General features: G+C 71.0%; 9 protein-coding genes. 4 read left to right on the top strand and 5 right to left on the bottom strand.

The annotated features are described in order from the left end of the window. The first annotated feature begins 29 nt into the window (after window positions 1–29). Window positions 30–3434 (top strand): bifunctional glycosyltransferase/CDP-glycerol:glycerophosphate glycerophosphotransferase, encoded by a 3405-nt coding sequence (locus P8A20_RS21965; protein WP_306104086.1) that lies wholly within the window; start codon window positions 30–32, stop codon window positions 3432–3434. Window positions 3435–3482: 48 nt separating this feature from the next. On the opposite strand, the gene P8A20_RS21960 is transcribed toward P8A20_RS21965, so the two are convergent. Continuing rightward, the gene (locus tag P8A20_RS21960; RefSeq protein ID WP_187282413.1) at window positions 3483–4088 is read right to left on the bottom strand and encodes a TetR/AcrR family transcriptional regulator; all 606 of its coding nucleotides are present in this window, start codon (window positions 4086–4088) and stop codon (window positions 3483–3485) included. A gap of 104 nt (window positions 4089–4192) precedes the next feature. Here P8A20_RS21960 and P8A20_RS21955 point away from each other — a divergent pair, with 104 nt between their 5' ends. Both P8A20_RS21955 and P8A20_RS21950 read left to right on the top strand, forming a co-directional pair. Continuing rightward, window positions 4193–5173, top strand: a complete 981-nt coding sequence (locus P8A20_RS21955; protein WP_371606392.1) for an ABC transporter permease — start codon at window positions 4193–4195, stop codon at window positions 5171–5173. Then, window positions 5166–5960 carry an ABC transporter ATP-binding protein gene (locus tag P8A20_RS21950; RefSeq protein WP_147963700.1) on the top strand — a complete coding sequence of 265 codons (795 nt, stop codon included), beginning with the start codon at window positions 5166–5168 and terminating at the stop codon, window positions 5958–5960. Before P8A20_RS21955 ends, P8A20_RS21950 begins: the two co-directional genes overlap by 8 nt. A gap of 91 nt (window positions 5961–6051) precedes the next feature. Here the strand turns inward: P8A20_RS21950 and P8A20_RS21945 are convergent, their stop codons facing one another. From P8A20_RS21945 to P8A20_RS21935, 3 genes are all read right to left on the bottom strand, one after another. After that, window positions 6052–11070: an NAD-glutamate dehydrogenase gene (locus tag P8A20_RS21945; protein ID WP_306104085.1), complete on the bottom strand. Its 5019-nt coding sequence runs from the start codon at window positions 11068–11070 to the stop codon at window positions 6052–6054. A 466-nt stretch (window positions 11071–11536) separates the two neighbouring features. Continuing rightward, window positions 11537–12208: an HAD family hydrolase gene (locus P8A20_RS21940; protein ID WP_306104084.1), complete on the bottom strand. Its 672-nt coding sequence runs from the start codon at window positions 12206–12208 to the stop codon at window positions 11537–11539. 84 nt (window positions 12209–12292) lie between these two features. Further along, window positions 12293–12799, bottom strand: a complete 507-nt coding sequence (locus tag P8A20_RS21935) for a DUF6912 family protein (protein ID WP_306104083.1) — start codon at window positions 12797–12799, stop codon at window positions 12293–12295. 280 nt (window positions 12800–13079) lie between these two features. Between P8A20_RS21935 and P8A20_RS21930 the strand changes: the two genes are divergently transcribed. Further along, a complete protein-coding gene (locus P8A20_RS21930) occupies window positions 13080–13496 on the top strand; it encodes an Rv3235 family protein (RefSeq protein ID WP_147963702.1) in 417 nt (138 codons plus the stop codon). Window positions 13497–13758: 262 nt separating this feature from the next. Here P8A20_RS21930 and secA read toward each other — a convergent pair whose 3' ends face one another. Continuing rightward, complete coding sequence (secA, locus tag P8A20_RS21925) at window positions 13759–16584, bottom strand: preprotein translocase subunit SecA (RefSeq protein WP_147963703.1); 2826 nt, start codon at window positions 16582–16584, stop codon at window positions 13759–13761. Window positions 16585–16650 lie beyond the last annotated feature (66 nt).

The following is a 16650-nucleotide window of genomic DNA, read 5'->3' as shown; positions in this document are numbered from 1 at the left end:
CCGGGGCGCTCCTCCGGGTTGATCCGTACATGAAGCCACTCCTCAGCGTCGTCGTCCCCGTGCACAACGTCGAGGACTACCTGGCGGAGTGCCTCGACTCGCTGGCCGGGCAGTCCCTCGATGCCATCGAGGTGGTGATGGTCGACGACGGTTCGACCGACGGGAGCCGCCGGATCGCCGAGGAGTTCGCCGCACGGGACGACCGCTTCCGCTGCGTCCACCAGCCCAACGCGGGCCTGAGCGCCGCACGGAACACGGGCGTCGCCCGCACCACCCCCGGTGTCCCGTACCTGGCGTTCGCCGACAGCGACGACGTACTCGTCCACGACGCGTACGAACGGATGCTGGCGTCGCTGGAGTCGACGGGCTCCGACCTGGTGACGGGCAACGTGTGGCGGCTCACCGGGCAGGGACTGCAACAGGCCTGGCAGTACCGTTGGCTGACCGGCGACCGCCTCCGCACCCACATCACCCGCGACGCCCGGCTGCTCGCGGACCGCGTCGCGTGGAACAAGGTGTTCCGGCGCTCCTTCTGGGACCGGCACGCCTTCTCCTTCCCGGTGGGCAAGCTCTACGAGGACACCCCGGTGATGATCCCCGCGCACTACCTCGCCGGGTCGGTGGACGTGCTGCACGAGCACGTCTACCACTGGCGGATCAGGGAGGGCTCGATCACCCGGCGGCGCACGGACGTGCGGGGCGTACGGGACCGGATCGCCGCCTGCGAGCAGGTCAGCGCCTTCCTCTCGGACCGCGGCGCCGGGCAGCGGCTGCGCTACGACGCCTCGTGCCTGCGCGACGACTTCGTGTACTTCCTGGAGGGTCTGCCGATGGGCGGCCCCGCCTACCGTTCCGCCTTCATGACGGACGCGGGCGCGTTCCTCGACCGGGCGGGTGACGCGGCCCTGGCCGGGCTGCCGGCCGAGGCGCGCATCCGCTGGCGACTGGTGCGGGAGCGCAGGGTCCACGAACTGCTGGCCGTGCTGGAGTTCGAACGGGCCAACGGTACGGGCACGTTCGCCGTGGCGGGCCCCCCGGGCCGGCGGCGGGCCGTGCACCCCGGGGTGGCGGACGGCAGGAGTGTCTCGGCGCGCCTGGGCAAGGGCGATCTCCCGGCCGTGGCACGGCTGGTGGACCCGTCGTGGGCCGACGACGGCACACTGCGGCTGCGCGGATACGCGTACATCCGCAATCTCCCGGCAGAGTCGGCCCGGCAGTCGCTGAAGGGCGCCCTGGTGCGGGAGGCGGTGGGCGGGCGGATGCGGCCCGTCCCCGTTCGCACGGTCCGGACCGACCGGGCCACCACCGACTCCGGCCAGGAGCTGCACCGTTACGACCACGCGGGCTTCGAGATGGTCCTCGACCCGGGACGGCTGGGGCCGGGCCGCTGGCTGGTGGGGGTGGTCGTCGCCGGCCACGGTGTCGTACGGCGGGCCGCCCTGCGTGCGGTGGAGGCGGCCTCGGCCCAGCCCCTGGTGCGGGACCTGGGCGGGGGGCTGCGCGCGGCACTCGGTTACCGGGACGGCCGGCTGGAGCTGACCGTGACCCGGCTGCCCGCGACGGCCACCGGCCACGACCGCGGGCGGGGCATGCTGGAGTTGACCGGGCGGCTGCACGGGGACGCCGCCCGGCCGACCGCCCTGGTACTGGCCCGCGAGGGGGCCGAGGACGTCGTCTGCCCGGTGCGGTCCGGAGGTGGCGACGGCATGGACCGGGACGGCAGCGGTTTCGGCGTGCGGCTCCCGCTCGACGCGCTCGCGGCCGGTTCCGCGCCCGGGCAGGGCCGGTGGCGGGCGGCGCTGCTGACCGACGGTGTCCGGGTGCCGCTCGCCGCGGCGCCGGACCTGCCGCCCCCCGCCTTCGCCGACGCCGAGGGCAACCTGGTGGTGGACCTGACCGGCGACCCGTACGTGGACCGTGCCGGGCCCACCGCCGACGGCGGGCTCCGCATCCACGGGGCCGGGACCGGCACACTCGAACTGCGGCACGGCACCCTCGGCTGGACGGTGCCCGTCCCCGTCTCGCGGCAGAAGTCCGTCGAGCCGCAGGAGCCCGCCGAGAGGCGGGAGCAGCGCTTCGCCGCCGTGCTCGCCCGGCCGCCCCGTGAGGGCGACTGGGAGGTGTTCCTGGGCGGCAGGCCCGTGCGGGTGGGGACGGCGCTCGCCGCCCGTCTGCCGCTGGGCGCCTCCGGGTCCGGATTCCACCTCGGCCGACGTCACGGCGACCGGCTGACCGTGCACTGCCCCTCTCCGCTCGGCGAAGCGGAGCGGAGCGCGTACCACCAGGGCCGTCTGCGGACGGCGCACCTCCCCGCGCAGCGCCGGCTTCCGCTCCGGGACGTCGTGCTCCACATCGGGGACGGTCCCGTGCGCGCCGTGCACACCGAGCTCGCGCGCCGGAGCACGGACGCCGAGCTGCTCTGGGTCACCGACGGGTCCGCGGGCACCGCGTCCGCCGTCCCGCCCACCGCCGTCCCCGTCGTGGCGCACAGCAGCGCCTGGTACGAGGCGCTGGCGCGGTCCCGAAGGATCGTCGTGTCCGGCCATCTGCCCGCGTGGTTCGAGCGCCGCCCGGACCAGACGGTCGTGCAGATCTGGCACGGCTCCCCGCTCGGCAGGTTCGGCCTGGACCTCACCGGCTCCCTGTACGCCGACCACCAGGACCTCGCCACGCTGGCCCACCGCTCCGCCCAGTGGTCGGTCCTGGTCTCCCCCGGCGACTTCGCCACCCCGCACCTCCGCCGCGCCCTGGCCTACCGCGGTGAGGTGCTGGAAGCGGGTTCACCGGCCGACGACCTGCTGTTCGCCCCCGGCAGGGACAAGACGGCCGAACGGGTACGCCTGCAGCTGGGCGTCCCGGACGGCCACCGGGTGGTGCTGTACGCACCGACGTACCGCGACCACCTCGCGCACGCGCCGGGCGACGTCCCCCTCGGCTCGGCGCCGCTGTACCGCTGGGACCCCGCGCTCGACCTGCCCGCGCTGACCCGCTCGCTGGACCGGCGCACCACCGTGCTGGTCCGCAGGCACCCGCGGGTGACGGGCAGCGTGCCCGTCCACCCCGCCCTGCGCGACGTGTCCGCGCACCCGGACGCCACCGAGCTCCTGCTGATCGCCGACGTGCTGCTCACCGACTACTCGGGCCTGGTGTTCGGCTTCGCGCACACGGGCCGCCCGATGCTCTTCCACACCTACGACCTGGAGCACTACCGGGACACGGTGCGCGGCTTCTGTCTGGACTTCGAGACCCGGGCCCCCGGGCCGCTGCTCGTGACCACCCAGGAGGTGGCCCAGGCCCTGCGGACGACTCCGGCGTCGGCGGCTCTGCACGCGGAGGCGTACGAGAGCTTCCGGCGGGACCACCGCGGTCCTGCCGACGGCGGCGCGGCCCGCCGCGTGGTGGACAGGCTGCTCGGGAGCCCCGGCTCCGCGTAGGGCGACGGGCCGTGAGCGTCCGGGCGTCAGGCCTTGAGCGCCCCGGCGTCAGGCCTTGAGCGCCCGGACCGCCGAGGCCGCGAGGTCGTCGAGGTATCCCTCGGGCAGCTCGCCCCTGACCACGGCCAGGCGCCAGTACAGCGGTCCGACGATCAGGTCCAGCGCCCTGTCGGGGTCGCTGCCCTCGGGCAGTTCGCCCCGCGCCACCGCGGCCCGTACGACCACGGCGGCCACCCCCTGCTGCTGGTCGAGCAGGGCGGCCTTGATGGCGTCGGAGATCTCCGGGTTGCGGGCCGCCTCGACCAGCAGGTCGGGGATCACCTGCGAGGCCACGGGGTGGCGGAGCGCGTACGCGGCCAGTTCCAGGACGGCGCGCACGTCCCCGTGGAGCGAACCCGTCGCGGGCGCGGGCATGCCCTGCGCGGCGACCGCCGCGACCAGGTCCAGGACGAGATGGAGCTTGGACTTCCAGCGGCGGTAGACGGCGGTCTTGCCCACCCCCGCGCGCCGGGCGATGCCCTCGATCGACATCCGTGCGAATCCCACGGCGGCCAGCTCCTCGAAGACGGCGCCGCGGATCGCGTCGGTGACGTCCTCGCGCAGCACCGCGGCACCTGCCGGGGTGCGGCGCCCGGTTCGCCGTTCGGTGGTCATGGCCCGAATGATAGACCGTAACGACGAAACGGTTGCGTTGCGACGTACAAACGTCCTACTGTCAGCGTTGCGACGATACGGTTCCGTCCCATCGACCCGGATCTATGCGCACCGACACCCCCGCCCCCCTGTCGAAAGCGATCGTGGTGAGCCAGACAGCAGCCCCGCCGGCCCCGGTGGACACCGCATCACCCGCCCTCCTCCCCGTGTACGAACCCGGCGAGCTGGCCGCGCTCGCGGCCCGGCACGGCCTGACCGTCAGCGGGGCACGGCCGACGCTCGGCGCCTACGTCCGCCAGCTCTGGGGGCGCAGGCACTTCATCACGGCCTTCGCCACGGCGAAGCTGACCGCGCAGTACAGCCAGGCGAAGCTCGGCCAGATCTGGCAGATCATGACCCCGCTGCTCAACGCGACGGTCTACTACTTCATCTTCGGCGTCCTGATGAACACCAAGCACGGAGTCCCCGACTACGTGCCCTTCCTCGTCACCGGCGTCTTCATCTGGACCTTCACCGCCAGCTCGATCACCGCAGGCACCCGGGCCATCAGCGGCAACACCGGACTGGTCCGTGCCCTGCACTTCCCCCGGGCGTCCCTGCCGATCGCCCTGGCCATCCAGCAGCTCCAGCAACTGCTGTTCTCCTTGGGCGCGCTGACCCTGATCCTGCTGGTGTTCGGCCAGTACCCGCGGCCCTCCTGGCTGCTGGCGATTCCCGCGCTCACGCTCCAGGCCCTGTTCAACACCGGCCTCTCGATGGTCATGGCCCGGCTGGCGGCCAAGACCCCCGACATCGCCCAGCTGACCCCCTTCATCCTGCGCACCTGGATGTACGCGTCCGGCGTCATGTGGAGCCTGGACACCCTGCTCTCCGCCGACCGCGTCCCGCGGCTCGTCCTGCTGGCCCTGGAGTGCAACCCGGCGGCCGTCTACATCGACCTGATGCGATACGCCCTGATCGACAGCTTCTCCGGCACGCAGCTGCCCCCGCACGTGTGGGCCGTCGCGACGGGCTGGGCGCTCGTCTGCGGCATCGGCGGTTTCGTGTACTTCTGGAAGGCCGAGGAGAGGTACGGACGTGGCTGACACCGCCGACACCCGGGCACCCACCGTCGTCGTCGACGACGTCCACATCACCTACACGGTGAACGGCGCGCGCACCGGAAGGGGCAGCGCCACCTCCGCCCTGAACAGGATCGTGTCGCGTGGGCAGCCCCGGGGCGCACGCAAGGTGCACGCCGTGAAGGGCGTCAGTTTCGCGGCGTACAAGGGCGAGGCCATCGGCCTGATCGGCTCCAACGGATCCGGGAAGTCGACACTCCTCAAGGCGATCGCGGGGCTGCTGCCCCCTTCGCAGGGCCGCGTCCACACCCAGGGCCAGCCCTCGCTGCTCGGCGTGAACGCCGCCCTGATGAGCGACCTGACCGGGGAGCGCAACGTCGTGCTCGGCGGCCTGGCCATGGGCATGACGCGCGAGCAGATCCGCGAGCGCTACCAGGACATCGTCGACTTCTCCGGCATCAACGAGAAGGGCGACTTCATCACCCTGCCCATGCGGACCTACTCCTCCGGCATGGGGGCCCGGCTGCGCTTCTCCATCGCGGCCGCCAAGAGCCACGACGTCCTGCTGATCGACGAGGCGCTGTCCACCGGCGACGCGAAGTTCCAGCGACGCAGCAAGGACCGCATCAAGGAGCTCCGCGAGGAGGCCGGCACGGTGTTCCTGGTCAGCCACAGCAACCGGTCGATCACCGAGACCTGCGACCGGGCGATCTGGCTGGAGGCGGGCACCCTGCGGATGGACGGCCCGGCCGAGGACGTCGTCGCCGCGTACGAGGAGTTCACCGGGCCCGCCAAGCCCCGGAAGAAGTGACGCCCTGACGTCATGAAGCCGTCCGCCGGACGGGCCCGGTGGGGCCCGCCCGGCGGACGGCTTTCGTCGCGGCGCGTGCGGCCGCGCCGGGTCAGGCGTGCGTACGCAGCAGGGTCCGCATCGTCCGCATGGCCACCGACAGGTTCGCCAGGTCGAAGGACTCCGAGCCCCGGATCTCCTCCAGGGTGGCGCGCGAACGCGCCAGGATCGCCGCGTTCTTCTCCTCCCAGGCCGTGAACCGCTGCTCGGGCGACGAGGTCCCGTTGCCGACGGACAGCACGTCCGACGTGAGCGCGGCGTGCGCCGCGTACAGGTCCTCACGGATCGAGGCGCGGGCCATGGACTGCCAGCGGTCGGCCCGCGGCAGGTCGATGATCCGGTCCATCAGCTGGGTGATCCCCAGCCGGTCCGCGAGGTCGTAGTACACCTCGGCGACGGCCAGCGGGTCCTTGTCCGTACGGTCCGCGATGGCCACGATGTCCAGCGCCGGGAAGGCCGAGGAGAATCCGGCCACCCGCACCGCCAGCTCGTCCGGCACACCCACCGAGGTGAGCTCGTCGAGGATCGACCGGTACCAGTCGGAGTCCGCGCCCTTGAGCAGCTTGGGCAGCTCGTTCCAGACGCGCTCGACGCCCTCGCGGAAGAAACCGATGGTCTCCGCGATCTCGACCGGCTGCGGCCGGTTGCCGAGCAGCCAGCGCGAACCGCGCTCGACGAGCCGGCGCGAGTGCAGCCGGACACGGGTCTGCACGTCGGCCGCCACCGTGTTGTCGAGCGCCTCGACGGCGTCCCACACGGCGGACAGCCCGAAGATCTCACGGGCGGCGTACTGCGCCCGCACGATCTCCTCCAGCGACGCCCCGGTCTCCTCGCGCAGCCGGTGCAGGAACGTCGAACCCGCACTGTTCACGGTGTCGTTGACCAGCACCGTCGTGATGATCTCGCGGCGCAGCGCGTGCCCGTCGACCGCCTCCGGGAAGCGCTCGCCGAGCTGCTTCGGGAAGTAGGCGTGGACCAGCTTCTGCAGGTGCGGGTCGTCCGGCAGGACGGTGGCGACCAGCTCCTCGGCCGCCGTGATCTTCGTGTAGGCGATCAGCACGGCCAGTTCCGGCTGGCTGAGGCCCTTGCCGTGGTTCAGCAGTTCACGGATCTGGCGGTCGTTCGGCAGGAACTCCAGGGCGCGGTCCAGGTGCCCGTCGCGGCCGAGCCTGCGCATGAAGCGCTGGTGTGCGTGGAGGAGTGACGGCGCCTGGGCGCAGGCGTTGGCGAGCGCGGTGTTCTGCGCGTAGTTGTTGCGCAGCACGAGCTGCCCGACCTCGTCGGTCATCTCCGCGAGCACCTTGTTGCGCTGCTTCACGGTCATGTCGCCGTCCCGGACGAGACCGTTGAGCAGGATCTTGATGTTCACCTCGTGGTCGGAGGTGTCCACACCGGCGCTGTTGTCGATCGCGTCGGTGTTGATCCGGCCGCCGGCCCGGGCGAACTCGATCCGGCCGAGCTGTGTGGCCCCGAGGTTGCCGCCCTCCCCGACGACACGGGCGCGCAGGTCCGCGCCGTCGACGCGGATCGAGTCGTTGGCCTTGTCACCGACGTCGGCGTTCGACTCGGTCGTCGCCTTGATGTAGGTGCCGATGCCGCCGTTCCACACGAGGTCGACCGACGCCTTGAGGATGTTCTGCATCAGCTCGGCGGGCGTCATCTTGGTGACCTTCGCGTCGATACCGAGCGCCGCGCGGATCTGCGCGTTGACCGGGATCGACTTGGCGGAACGCGGGTGGATGCCACCGCCCGCGGACAGCAGGTCCTTGTCGTAGTCCGCCCAGGAGCTGCGCGGCAGGTCGAACAGCCGGCGCCGCTCGGCGTACGAGGTCGCCGCATCAGGGTTCGGGTCGATGAAGATGTGCCGGTGGTCGAAGGCTGCGACCAGCCGGATGTGCTCGGAGAGCAGCATCCCGTTGCCGAAGACGTCACCGGACATGTCACCGACGCCGACGACGGTGAAGTCCTCGGTCTGGGTGTCGTGGCCCAGCTCGCGGAAGTGCCGCTTGACGGACTCCCAGGCGCCGCGGGCGGTGATGCCCATGCCCTTGTGGTCGTAACCGGCGGAGCCGCCGGAGGCGAAGGCGTCACCGAGCCAGAAGCCGTAGGCGACGGCGACGTCGTTGGCGATGTCGGAGAAGCTCGCGGTGCCCTTGTCGGCGGCGACGACGAGGTAGGTGTCGTCCTCGTCGTGACGGACGACCTCCGCGGGGTGCACGACCTCGCCCGTCACCATGTTGTCGGTGATGTCGAGGAGCGCCGAGATGAAGATCTTGTAGCAGGCGATGCCCTCGGCGAGCCAGGCGTCACGGTCCACCGCCGGGTCCGGCAGCTGCTTGGCGACGAAGCCGCCCTTGGCGCCCACCGGCACGATCACGGTGTTCTTGACCATCTGCGCCTTGACCAGGCCGAGGATCTCCGTACGGAAGTCCTCCCGCCGGTCCGACCAGCGCAGCCCGCCGCGGGCGACCTTCCCGAAGCGCAGGTGGACGCCCTCGACACGCGGCGAGTAGACCCAGATCTCGTACGCCGGGCGGGGCGCCGGGAGATCCGGGATGGCCTGCGGATCGAACTTCATCGAGACGTAGTTGTGCGGCTCGTGGTCGTCGGCCAGCTGGAAGTGGTTGGTCCGCAGCGTGGCCTTGATGACGGTGAGGAAGGACCGCAGGATCCGGTCCTCGTCCAGCGAGGCGACCTGGTCGAGGGCCCCGTCCAGCTCCTCGAGGATCCCGTCGATCAGCTCCGTACCCGCCTTCTGCCGGGTCGGGGACATCCGGGCCTCGAAGAGCGATACCAGCAGCCGGGTGGTGTGGACGTTGTTGCGGAGGGTGTCCTCCATGTAGTCCTGGCTGAAGGTCGAACCCGCCTGGCGCAGGTACTTCGCGTAGGCGCGCAGCACCATGGCCTGGCGCCAGTCGAGCCCGGCGCCCAGGACGAGCGAGTTGAAGCCGTCGTTCTCCGCCTCGCCGGTCCAGATGGCCGCGAACGCCTCCTGGAAGCGGAGGCGGGCGTCGTCACCGAGGTGGTCGCCGTTGCCCGTGGCCTTCGGCAGGCGCAGCCCGAAGTCGTAGATCCAGGCGTGCGTGCGGTCCGCGCAGCGCAGTTCGTACGGGCGCTCGTCGACGACCTCGACACCGAGCCGCTGGAGCGCGGGCAGGACGGCGGAGAGCGAGACCTGCTCACCGGTCCGGTAGATCTTGAAGCGGCGCTCGGCGGGGCCGGCACCGACCGGCTCGTACAGGCTGAGCGCGAAGTCCTTGCGCTCGCTCTTGAGCTCTTCGAGGTGGACCAGGTCGGCCACGGCCGCGCGCGGCGAGTGGTCGGCCTTGTAGCCCTCGGGGAAGGACTGGCCGTAACGGCGCAGCAGCTCGGCGGCACGCTCCTCGCCGCACTCGGCGTTCAGCGCCTCCTGGAAGCCGTCGGCCCAGGAGCGGGCGGCCTCGACGAGGCGCGCCTCGATGCGGTCCGCGTCCGAGTCGGTGAGGTGCGGGAGCTCGGTGCCCGGCGGGACACGGACGACGAAGTGCAGCCGGGAGAGGATCGACTCCGTGTTCCAGGCCGTGAAGTCGACGCTGGTGCCGCCGAGTTCCTCCTTGAGGATGTCGATCAGGCGGAGTCTCACCCCGGTGGTGTAGCGGTCCCGCGGCAGGTAGACGAGGGCGGAGTAGTAGCGCCCGTACTCGTCCTGACGCAGGTAGAGCCGCAGCCTGCGGCGTTCCTGGAGGTACAGCACGGAGGTCACGATGGAACGCAGCTGGTCGACGGGCGTCTGGAAGAGCTCGTCGCGCGGGTACGTCTCCAGGATCTGGAGCAGGTCCCGGCCGTCGTGGCTGTTGGGCGTGAAGCCCGCACCCTCCAGCACCTCGGCGACCTTCCGGCGCACGACGGGCACCCGGCGCACCGACTCGGTGTACGCGGCGGAGGAGAACAGACCGAGGAAGCGGCGCTCACCGATGACGTTGCCGTCGGCGTCGAACTTCTTCACCCCGACGTAGTCCAGGTAGCTGGGGCGGTGCACGGTCGCCCTGCTGTTCGCCTTGGTCAGGACGAGGAGCCTGTGCTCCCTGGCCTTGGCCCTGGCGTCCGCGGGCAGCCGGTCGAAGGACGGGCTCACGGGGTGCGCCTCGTCCTCGCTGTGCTGCGGGTCGGAGCGCAGGATGCCGAGCCCGGAGCCGGGGACGGCCGTCAGGGTGTCGGAGTCGCGGAGCTCGTACTCGCGGAACCCGAGGAAGGTGAAGTGGTCGGCGGCCAGCCAGCGAAGCAGCTCGCGGGCCTCCTCGACCTCCTCGTCGGCGAGCTCGTCGAGCGGCTCGGAGGGGAGATCGTCGGCGATCCGCAGGGCGGTGTCGCGCATCTTGTCCCAGTCCTCGACGGTCTCCCGTACGTCGGACAGGACACGCAGGAGGTCGGCGGTGATCTGCTTCAGGTCCGCGCGGTCGGTCTCCCGGTCGATCTCGACGTGGATCCACGACTCGACGAGCGCGTCGTGCGGCAGCTCCTGCCCGGCGTCCTTGCGGCCTCCGGAGCGCTTCCCGTTGGCGCGCGCACGGTCGTCGGCGAGCACCTCGATCAGCTTGCCCGCGACATCGCGGCGCACGAGGACCTGCGGGTGGATCACGAGGTGGATACCGCGGCCCTGCCGGGACAGCTCGTTGGTGACGGAGTCGACCAGGAACGGCATGTCGTCGGTCACGACCTCGACGACGGAGTGACTGCTCGTCCAGCCGTTCTCGTCGACGGTCGGGGTGTGCACCCGCACGTTCGCGGTGCCCTGCGGGCGGTTCTCGGCGAGACGGTAGTGGGAGCAGGCAGCCCCGAAGACGTCGACCGGGTCGCGGTCGCTCACGTCCTCCGGAGCGGTGTGCAGGTAGTAGCGCTGGAGATAGGCGAGCAGCGTGTCCCGGCCCGGTTGCTCGTCCTGGCCGGTCCCGGCTTCGGTACCGGTCGCTCCGGCAAGGTGCACCCGGAGGCCACCTCCCGGGCCACCGACACCACCGCCCGGACTGTTGTCAGCTACCCGGGCCGCCCGTGCGAGCAGCTCGGCCTTGGCTTCGTCCAGCTTGGTCTGCATGTCCTCTGGCTCCTGTCGCGCGCCGTTGCGTGACGTAGGTGAGAAAGACGGCGTACCGCCACGACGCGGGGTTTCCGGTCGGGTTCGACGCTATGCCGCCCGGGAAGATGCCCGGGACCGTATCGGCCATGTTCGGCAGACGGCCCGGGACGCGGAGATCGCGCATGGCCCGGGTGCTGTGGCACTCCGGGCGCAGGCCGGGGGCTTCACTGCCCCCGAGGGATATCGCGCTGATCACGGGACCAGGCTATCCCTCCCGCACCCACAACCGTCATGAGCCGCATATGTACAAAAGAACAACTCGAACTTTGACACTCTGGACATCGCACGGGATCACCTCTGCGCGTAAGGGCACGCACCCGGACCGACGTGTCCGGCGCTCCACCCGGCGCGGGTCCGTGTCCGGCGCTCCGCCCGGCGCGGGTCCTCGGCGCGCTCCCGGCCGGTGTGCCGATCGGCCGTCGCCTCAGTCCGCCATCAGCTCGGCCAGCGCCACGGCCTCGGCCAGGGTGTCCACGACGGGCACACCGGCCGCCTCCAGGCTGCTGCGGCTGTGCGATCCGCCCGTGTACAGCACGGCGCGGGCCCCGACGTGGGCCGCGGCCACGGCGTCGTCCACCGCGTCGCCTATGACCACCGCGGATTCGGGGGCTATGCCCCCGAGCACCTCGAAGTGGCGCTCCATGTGCAGCGCCTTGCTGCCGCCGGAGGGCCCGGTCCGGCCGTCGACGCGCACGAAATGGCGTTCGATGCCGTAACCCCGCACCACGGGGACCAGGTGCTCGTGCCCGTACATGCTCAGGAGCGACTGGCTGCGGCCGCCGCTCAGCCACCGGACCAGCAGCTCCTCGACGCCCTCGGTCAGCCCGCAGGCGGCCCGTTGCTCGGTGTAGTGGCGGTGGAAGAGGCCGTCCATGCGCTCCCACTCGGCGGGAGTGGGAAGCCTGCCCATGAGCCGCTCGTAGAACTTGGGTATCGGCACGCAGTACGTCTCGCGGTACTGCTCCAGCGTGAGCGGCGCCAGGTCGACCTCCGCGAAGGCCGCGTTCGTCGCCCCCAGGACCGCGTGGATGTCGTCCAGCAGTGTGCCGTTCCAGTCCCAGACCAGATGCGTGCGGTGCTTCCCCGGTGTCGCCATACGGAAAAAATACCCGCCCGGTACGACAGTGGCCCCGGCACGGCCACCGGGACCCGGGGCGCCGGGGTCCCGGCCACCGGGGCCTCAGGCGATGAGGCCGGGGATCTCCTGGATCCCGAACCACAGCAGCTCGTGGTCCTCCGCCCCGTCCACTGTGAAACGGGCGTCGTCGTCACCGAGGTCCGCCGCTCCCAGGGCCGCCGCCGCGGCGGCGACATCCTTCTCCGCGTCGTCGGCGTCCACGTGCACCGCGGCGGCCTTCGACAGCGCCACCGCGTCCGCGATGCGCACCTCGCCGAGCGACGAGGCGTCCAGGACGTGGTCCGGATCGGCGGCGGCCGCCCCCTCCGGCACGTCGAGGGCGACGACGACCCGGCGCCGGGGCTCCTCCGGCCGGCCCGCGATCAGCCGCAGCGAGGCGGAGGCGGCCCGGGTGAGCGCCGCGTACTCCAGTTCCTCGATGTCGTCGGAGACGTACCACTCGCGCAGACCGGGCGTCACGGCATAGGCGGTGAGCGGTCCCGGACCGATCTCGCCCGCGCCGTGCACCGTGGCGAGACCGGAGAGGGTGAGAGGGACGTACACACGCATGGATGACCGCTTCCGTAGTCGATGACGCCCTCAGGATACGTGCGACGTCCCCCTTCGGGGTTGCCGATCCGCCCTCCGCCGTCCACCGCGCGAGGCCCGTCACCCTCGCCGTTCCCTTGCGGCGCCGGGCCCGCCACCCGGATAGGTGATCCCGCCGGATGCCCGGCCGGCCCCCGATGCCGGTTGCGGGGCCGTCGACCGGCCCCGTAGAAGATCCCCAGCAGAAGTTACCGCCCGGTATCAGCACGGGCTACGGACAGCAGCCACGGGGGCTATGAGCATGAGCACGGACAGGACGAGGCCGGCCGGACGACACGACCGCAGCAGGCCGGGCACGGTGCCACCGCAACGGCCCCGGCGGCCGCTGCGCCCGCACCAGTGGTTCGCGGAACGCCTGCTCGCCGTCCTCAGCGGCCAGCGCCCGGTGCACTGGATGCTCGGCCACACGATCGGCGAGGCGTACGACCAGCTCGCCGAGCTCGCGCCCGACGCCCCGCTCGGCGCCGGCGGCAGGCGGCCGGTCGTGCGCGCCTGCCGCGGCACCCAGCCGGCCAACGGCGTGGTCGAGGCCTTCGCCAGCATCGCCACCGGCGAGCAGGTCCGCGCCATGGCCTTCCGTCTGGAACAGGGCCCCGACCTGCGCTGGCGCTGCGCGGCGATCGATCTGGGCGGCGAACGTCTCCCGGCGCTCCGATGACGTGACGGGCATACCCACACCAAGGCCACAGAACGGCTCCAGCGGGCCGCACGGCCTCCCTGCCGCCCCTCCGTAGCCCTCCGAGGGCCCGAAGGGCCGGACGGACGCGGGAAGGCCGCAGGTGCTCTCCCACGGCCCCGGGACCCCGGAACCCTTCTCCGGAGCCGTGGGACCCCGGGACCCCAGGACCCTGGGAAACACCCCGGCCCGGACACCTGGCGGTGTCCGGGCCGGGGCGACGTCACATCGGACGGGCCGCGCGCTACTTCTTGCGGCGCCGGCCACCCGTGCTCTTCTGCGCCTTGCGGCGCTCCGCACGCGTCATCCCGTCCGCCTCGGACCGCGCACCGTCACCGTTGGAGAAGTCGCCCTCGACGACGCCGCCCTCCCCGTCCACGGTGGGAGCGGAGAAGTGCAGCCGGTCCGGACGCTGCGGCGCGTCCAGGCCCTTGGCCCGGATCTCCGGCCGCCCGCCCGCCGCGGCCGCCACCGGCGCGTCCTGCTTCTCGAGCGAGGGGCGCTCCGCGCCCTCCGCCACGGGAACCTCCTCGACCTGCTGCTCGACCTGGACCTCCAGGTTGAACAGGTAGCCGACGGACTCCTCCTTGATGCCCTCCATCATGGCGTTGAACATGTCGAAGCCCTCGCGCTGGTACTCGACCAGCGGGTCCTTCTGCGCCATGGCCCGCAGGCCGATGCCCTCCTGGAGGTAGTCCATCTCGTAGAGGTGCTCGCGCCACTTGCGGTCCAGGACGGACAGGACAACGCGCCGCTCCAGCTCACGCATGATGTCCGAGCCGAGCGTCTTCTCCCGCTCCGCGTACTGCTCGTGGATGTCGTCCTTGACGGACTCCGCGATGAAGTCGGCCGTCACGCCGGCCAGGTCGCCCGCGGCCTCCTCGAGCTCCTCGACGGTGACCTTCACCGGGTAGAGCTGCTTGAAGGCGCCCCACAGCCGGTCGAGGTCCCACTCCTCGGCGAAGCCCTCGGCCGTCTCCTGGCGGATGTAGTCGTCGATCGTGTCGTCCATGAAGTGACGGATCTGGTCCTGCAGATCCTCACCTTCCAGGACACGGCGACGCTCGCCGTAGATCACCTCGCGCTGCCGGTTGAGCACCTCGTCGTACTTCAGGACGTTCTTACGCGTCTCGAAGTTCTGCTGCTCCACCTGCGACTGCGCGGAGGCGATCGCGCGGGTCACCATCTTGTTCTCGATCGGCACGTCGTCGGGAACGTTGGCCATCGACATGACGCGCTCGACCATCTGCGCCTTGAACAGCCGCATCAGGTCGTCGCCCAGCGACAGGTAGAAGCGGGACTCGCCCGGGTCGCCCTGACGGCCGGAACGGCCGCGCAGCTGGTTGTCGATACGCCGCGACTCGTGCCGCTCCGTGCCGAGCACGTACAGCCCGCCGAGGTCCTTGACCTCTTCGAACTCCGCCTTCACGGCCTGCTCGGCCTTCTCCAGCGCGGCGGGCAGGGCGGCCGCCCACTCCTCGACGTGCTCCACCGGGTCGAGACCGCGCTGGCGCAGCTCCGCCTCGGCGAGGTCGTCCGGGTTGCCGCCGAGCTTGATGTCGGTGCCTCGGCCGGCCATGTTCGTGGCGACCGTGACCGCGCCCTTGCGGCCGGCCTGGGCGACGATCGTCGCCTCACGGTCGTGCTGCTTGGCGTTGAGGACCTCGTGCTGGACACCGCGCTTGGAGAGCTGCTGCGAGAGGTACTCGGACTTCTCGACGGAGGTCGTGCCGACCAGGATCGGCTGCCCCTTCTCGTGCTTCTCGGCGATGTCGTCGACGACCGCGGCGAACTTCGCGACCTCGGTGCGGTAGATCAGGTCCGACTGGTCCGCGCGGACCATGGGCCGGTTCGTCGGGATCGGGACGACGCCGAGCTTGTAGATCTGGTGGAACTCGGCGGCCTCGGTCATCGCCGTACCGGTCATGCCGGAGAGCTTGCCGTACAGGCGGAAGAAGTTCTGCAGGGTGATCGTGGCGAGCGTCTGGTTCTCGTCCTTGATGTCCACCCCTTCCTTCGCCTCGATGGCCTGGTGCATGCCCTCGTTGTAACGGCGACCGGCGAGGATACGGCCGGTGTGCTCGTCGACGATCATGACTTCGCCGTCGATGACGACGTAGTCCTTGTCCTTCTTGAAGAGTTCCTTGGCCTTGATCGCGTTGTTCAGGTAACCGACGAGCGGGGTGTTGACCGACTCGTAGAGGTTGTCGATCCCGAGCCAGTCCTCGACCTTGGAGACACCGGGCTCGTGGATGGCCACGGTCCGCTTCTTCTCGTCGACCTCGTAGTCGCCGGTCTCCTCGATGCCCTTCAGCGGGTTGCCCGCCTCACCCCTGGTGAGACGCGTGACCAGCTTCGCGAAGTCGCCGTACCACTTCGTGGCCTGGTCGGCCGGGCCGGAGATGATCAGCGGGGTGCGGGCCTCGTCGACGAGGATCGAGTCGACCTCGTCGACGACGGCGAAGTTGTGGCCGCGCTGGACGAGCTCGTCCTGGGACCACGCCATGTTGTCGCGGAGGTAGTCGAACCCGAACTCGTTGTTCGTGCCGTACGTGATGTCGCAGGCGTACTGCTCACGGCGCTGGGCCGGAGTCATGTTGGCGACGATGCAGCCGACCTCGAGACCGAGGAACTTGTGCACCCGGCCCATCATCTCGGAGTCACGCTCGGCGAGGTAGTCGTTGACCGTGATCAGGTGCACGCCCTTGCCGGAGAGCGCGTTGAGATACGCGGGCAGGGTGCCGACGAGGGTCTTGCCCTCACCGGTCTTCATCTCGGCCACGTAGCCGAGGTGGAGGGCGGCACCGCCCATCATCTGGACGTCGTAGTGGCGCTGTCCGAGGACGCGCTTGGCGGCCTCACGGACCGTCGCGAACGCTTCGGGAAGCAGGTCGTCCAGGCTCTCGCCGTCCGCGTACCGTTCCTTGTACTCGTCGGTGAGCGCCCGCAGCTCGGCGTCGGAGAGGTTGACGAAGTCCTCTTCGATGGAGCTGACCTGGTCCGCGATGCGGTGCAGTTTGCGCAGGATCTTGCCTTCGCCTGCACGCATGAGCTTGTTGAAGACGGACACTGAGGCTGGTCTCCTTGCCGGTCGGGCCTGGCACTGGGTCGTGTTATGGACTCTGGCGCGGGCACG

It is taken from the genome of Streptomyces sp. Alt3 (genome assembly GCF_030719215.1).
GTDB classification, from domain to species: domain Bacteria; phylum Actinomycetota; class Actinomycetes; order Streptomycetales; family Streptomycetaceae; genus Streptomyces; species Streptomyces glycanivorans.
Note: the sequence above shows the minus strand (reverse complement) of the source record. Positions and strands in the feature narration are given on the sequence as shown.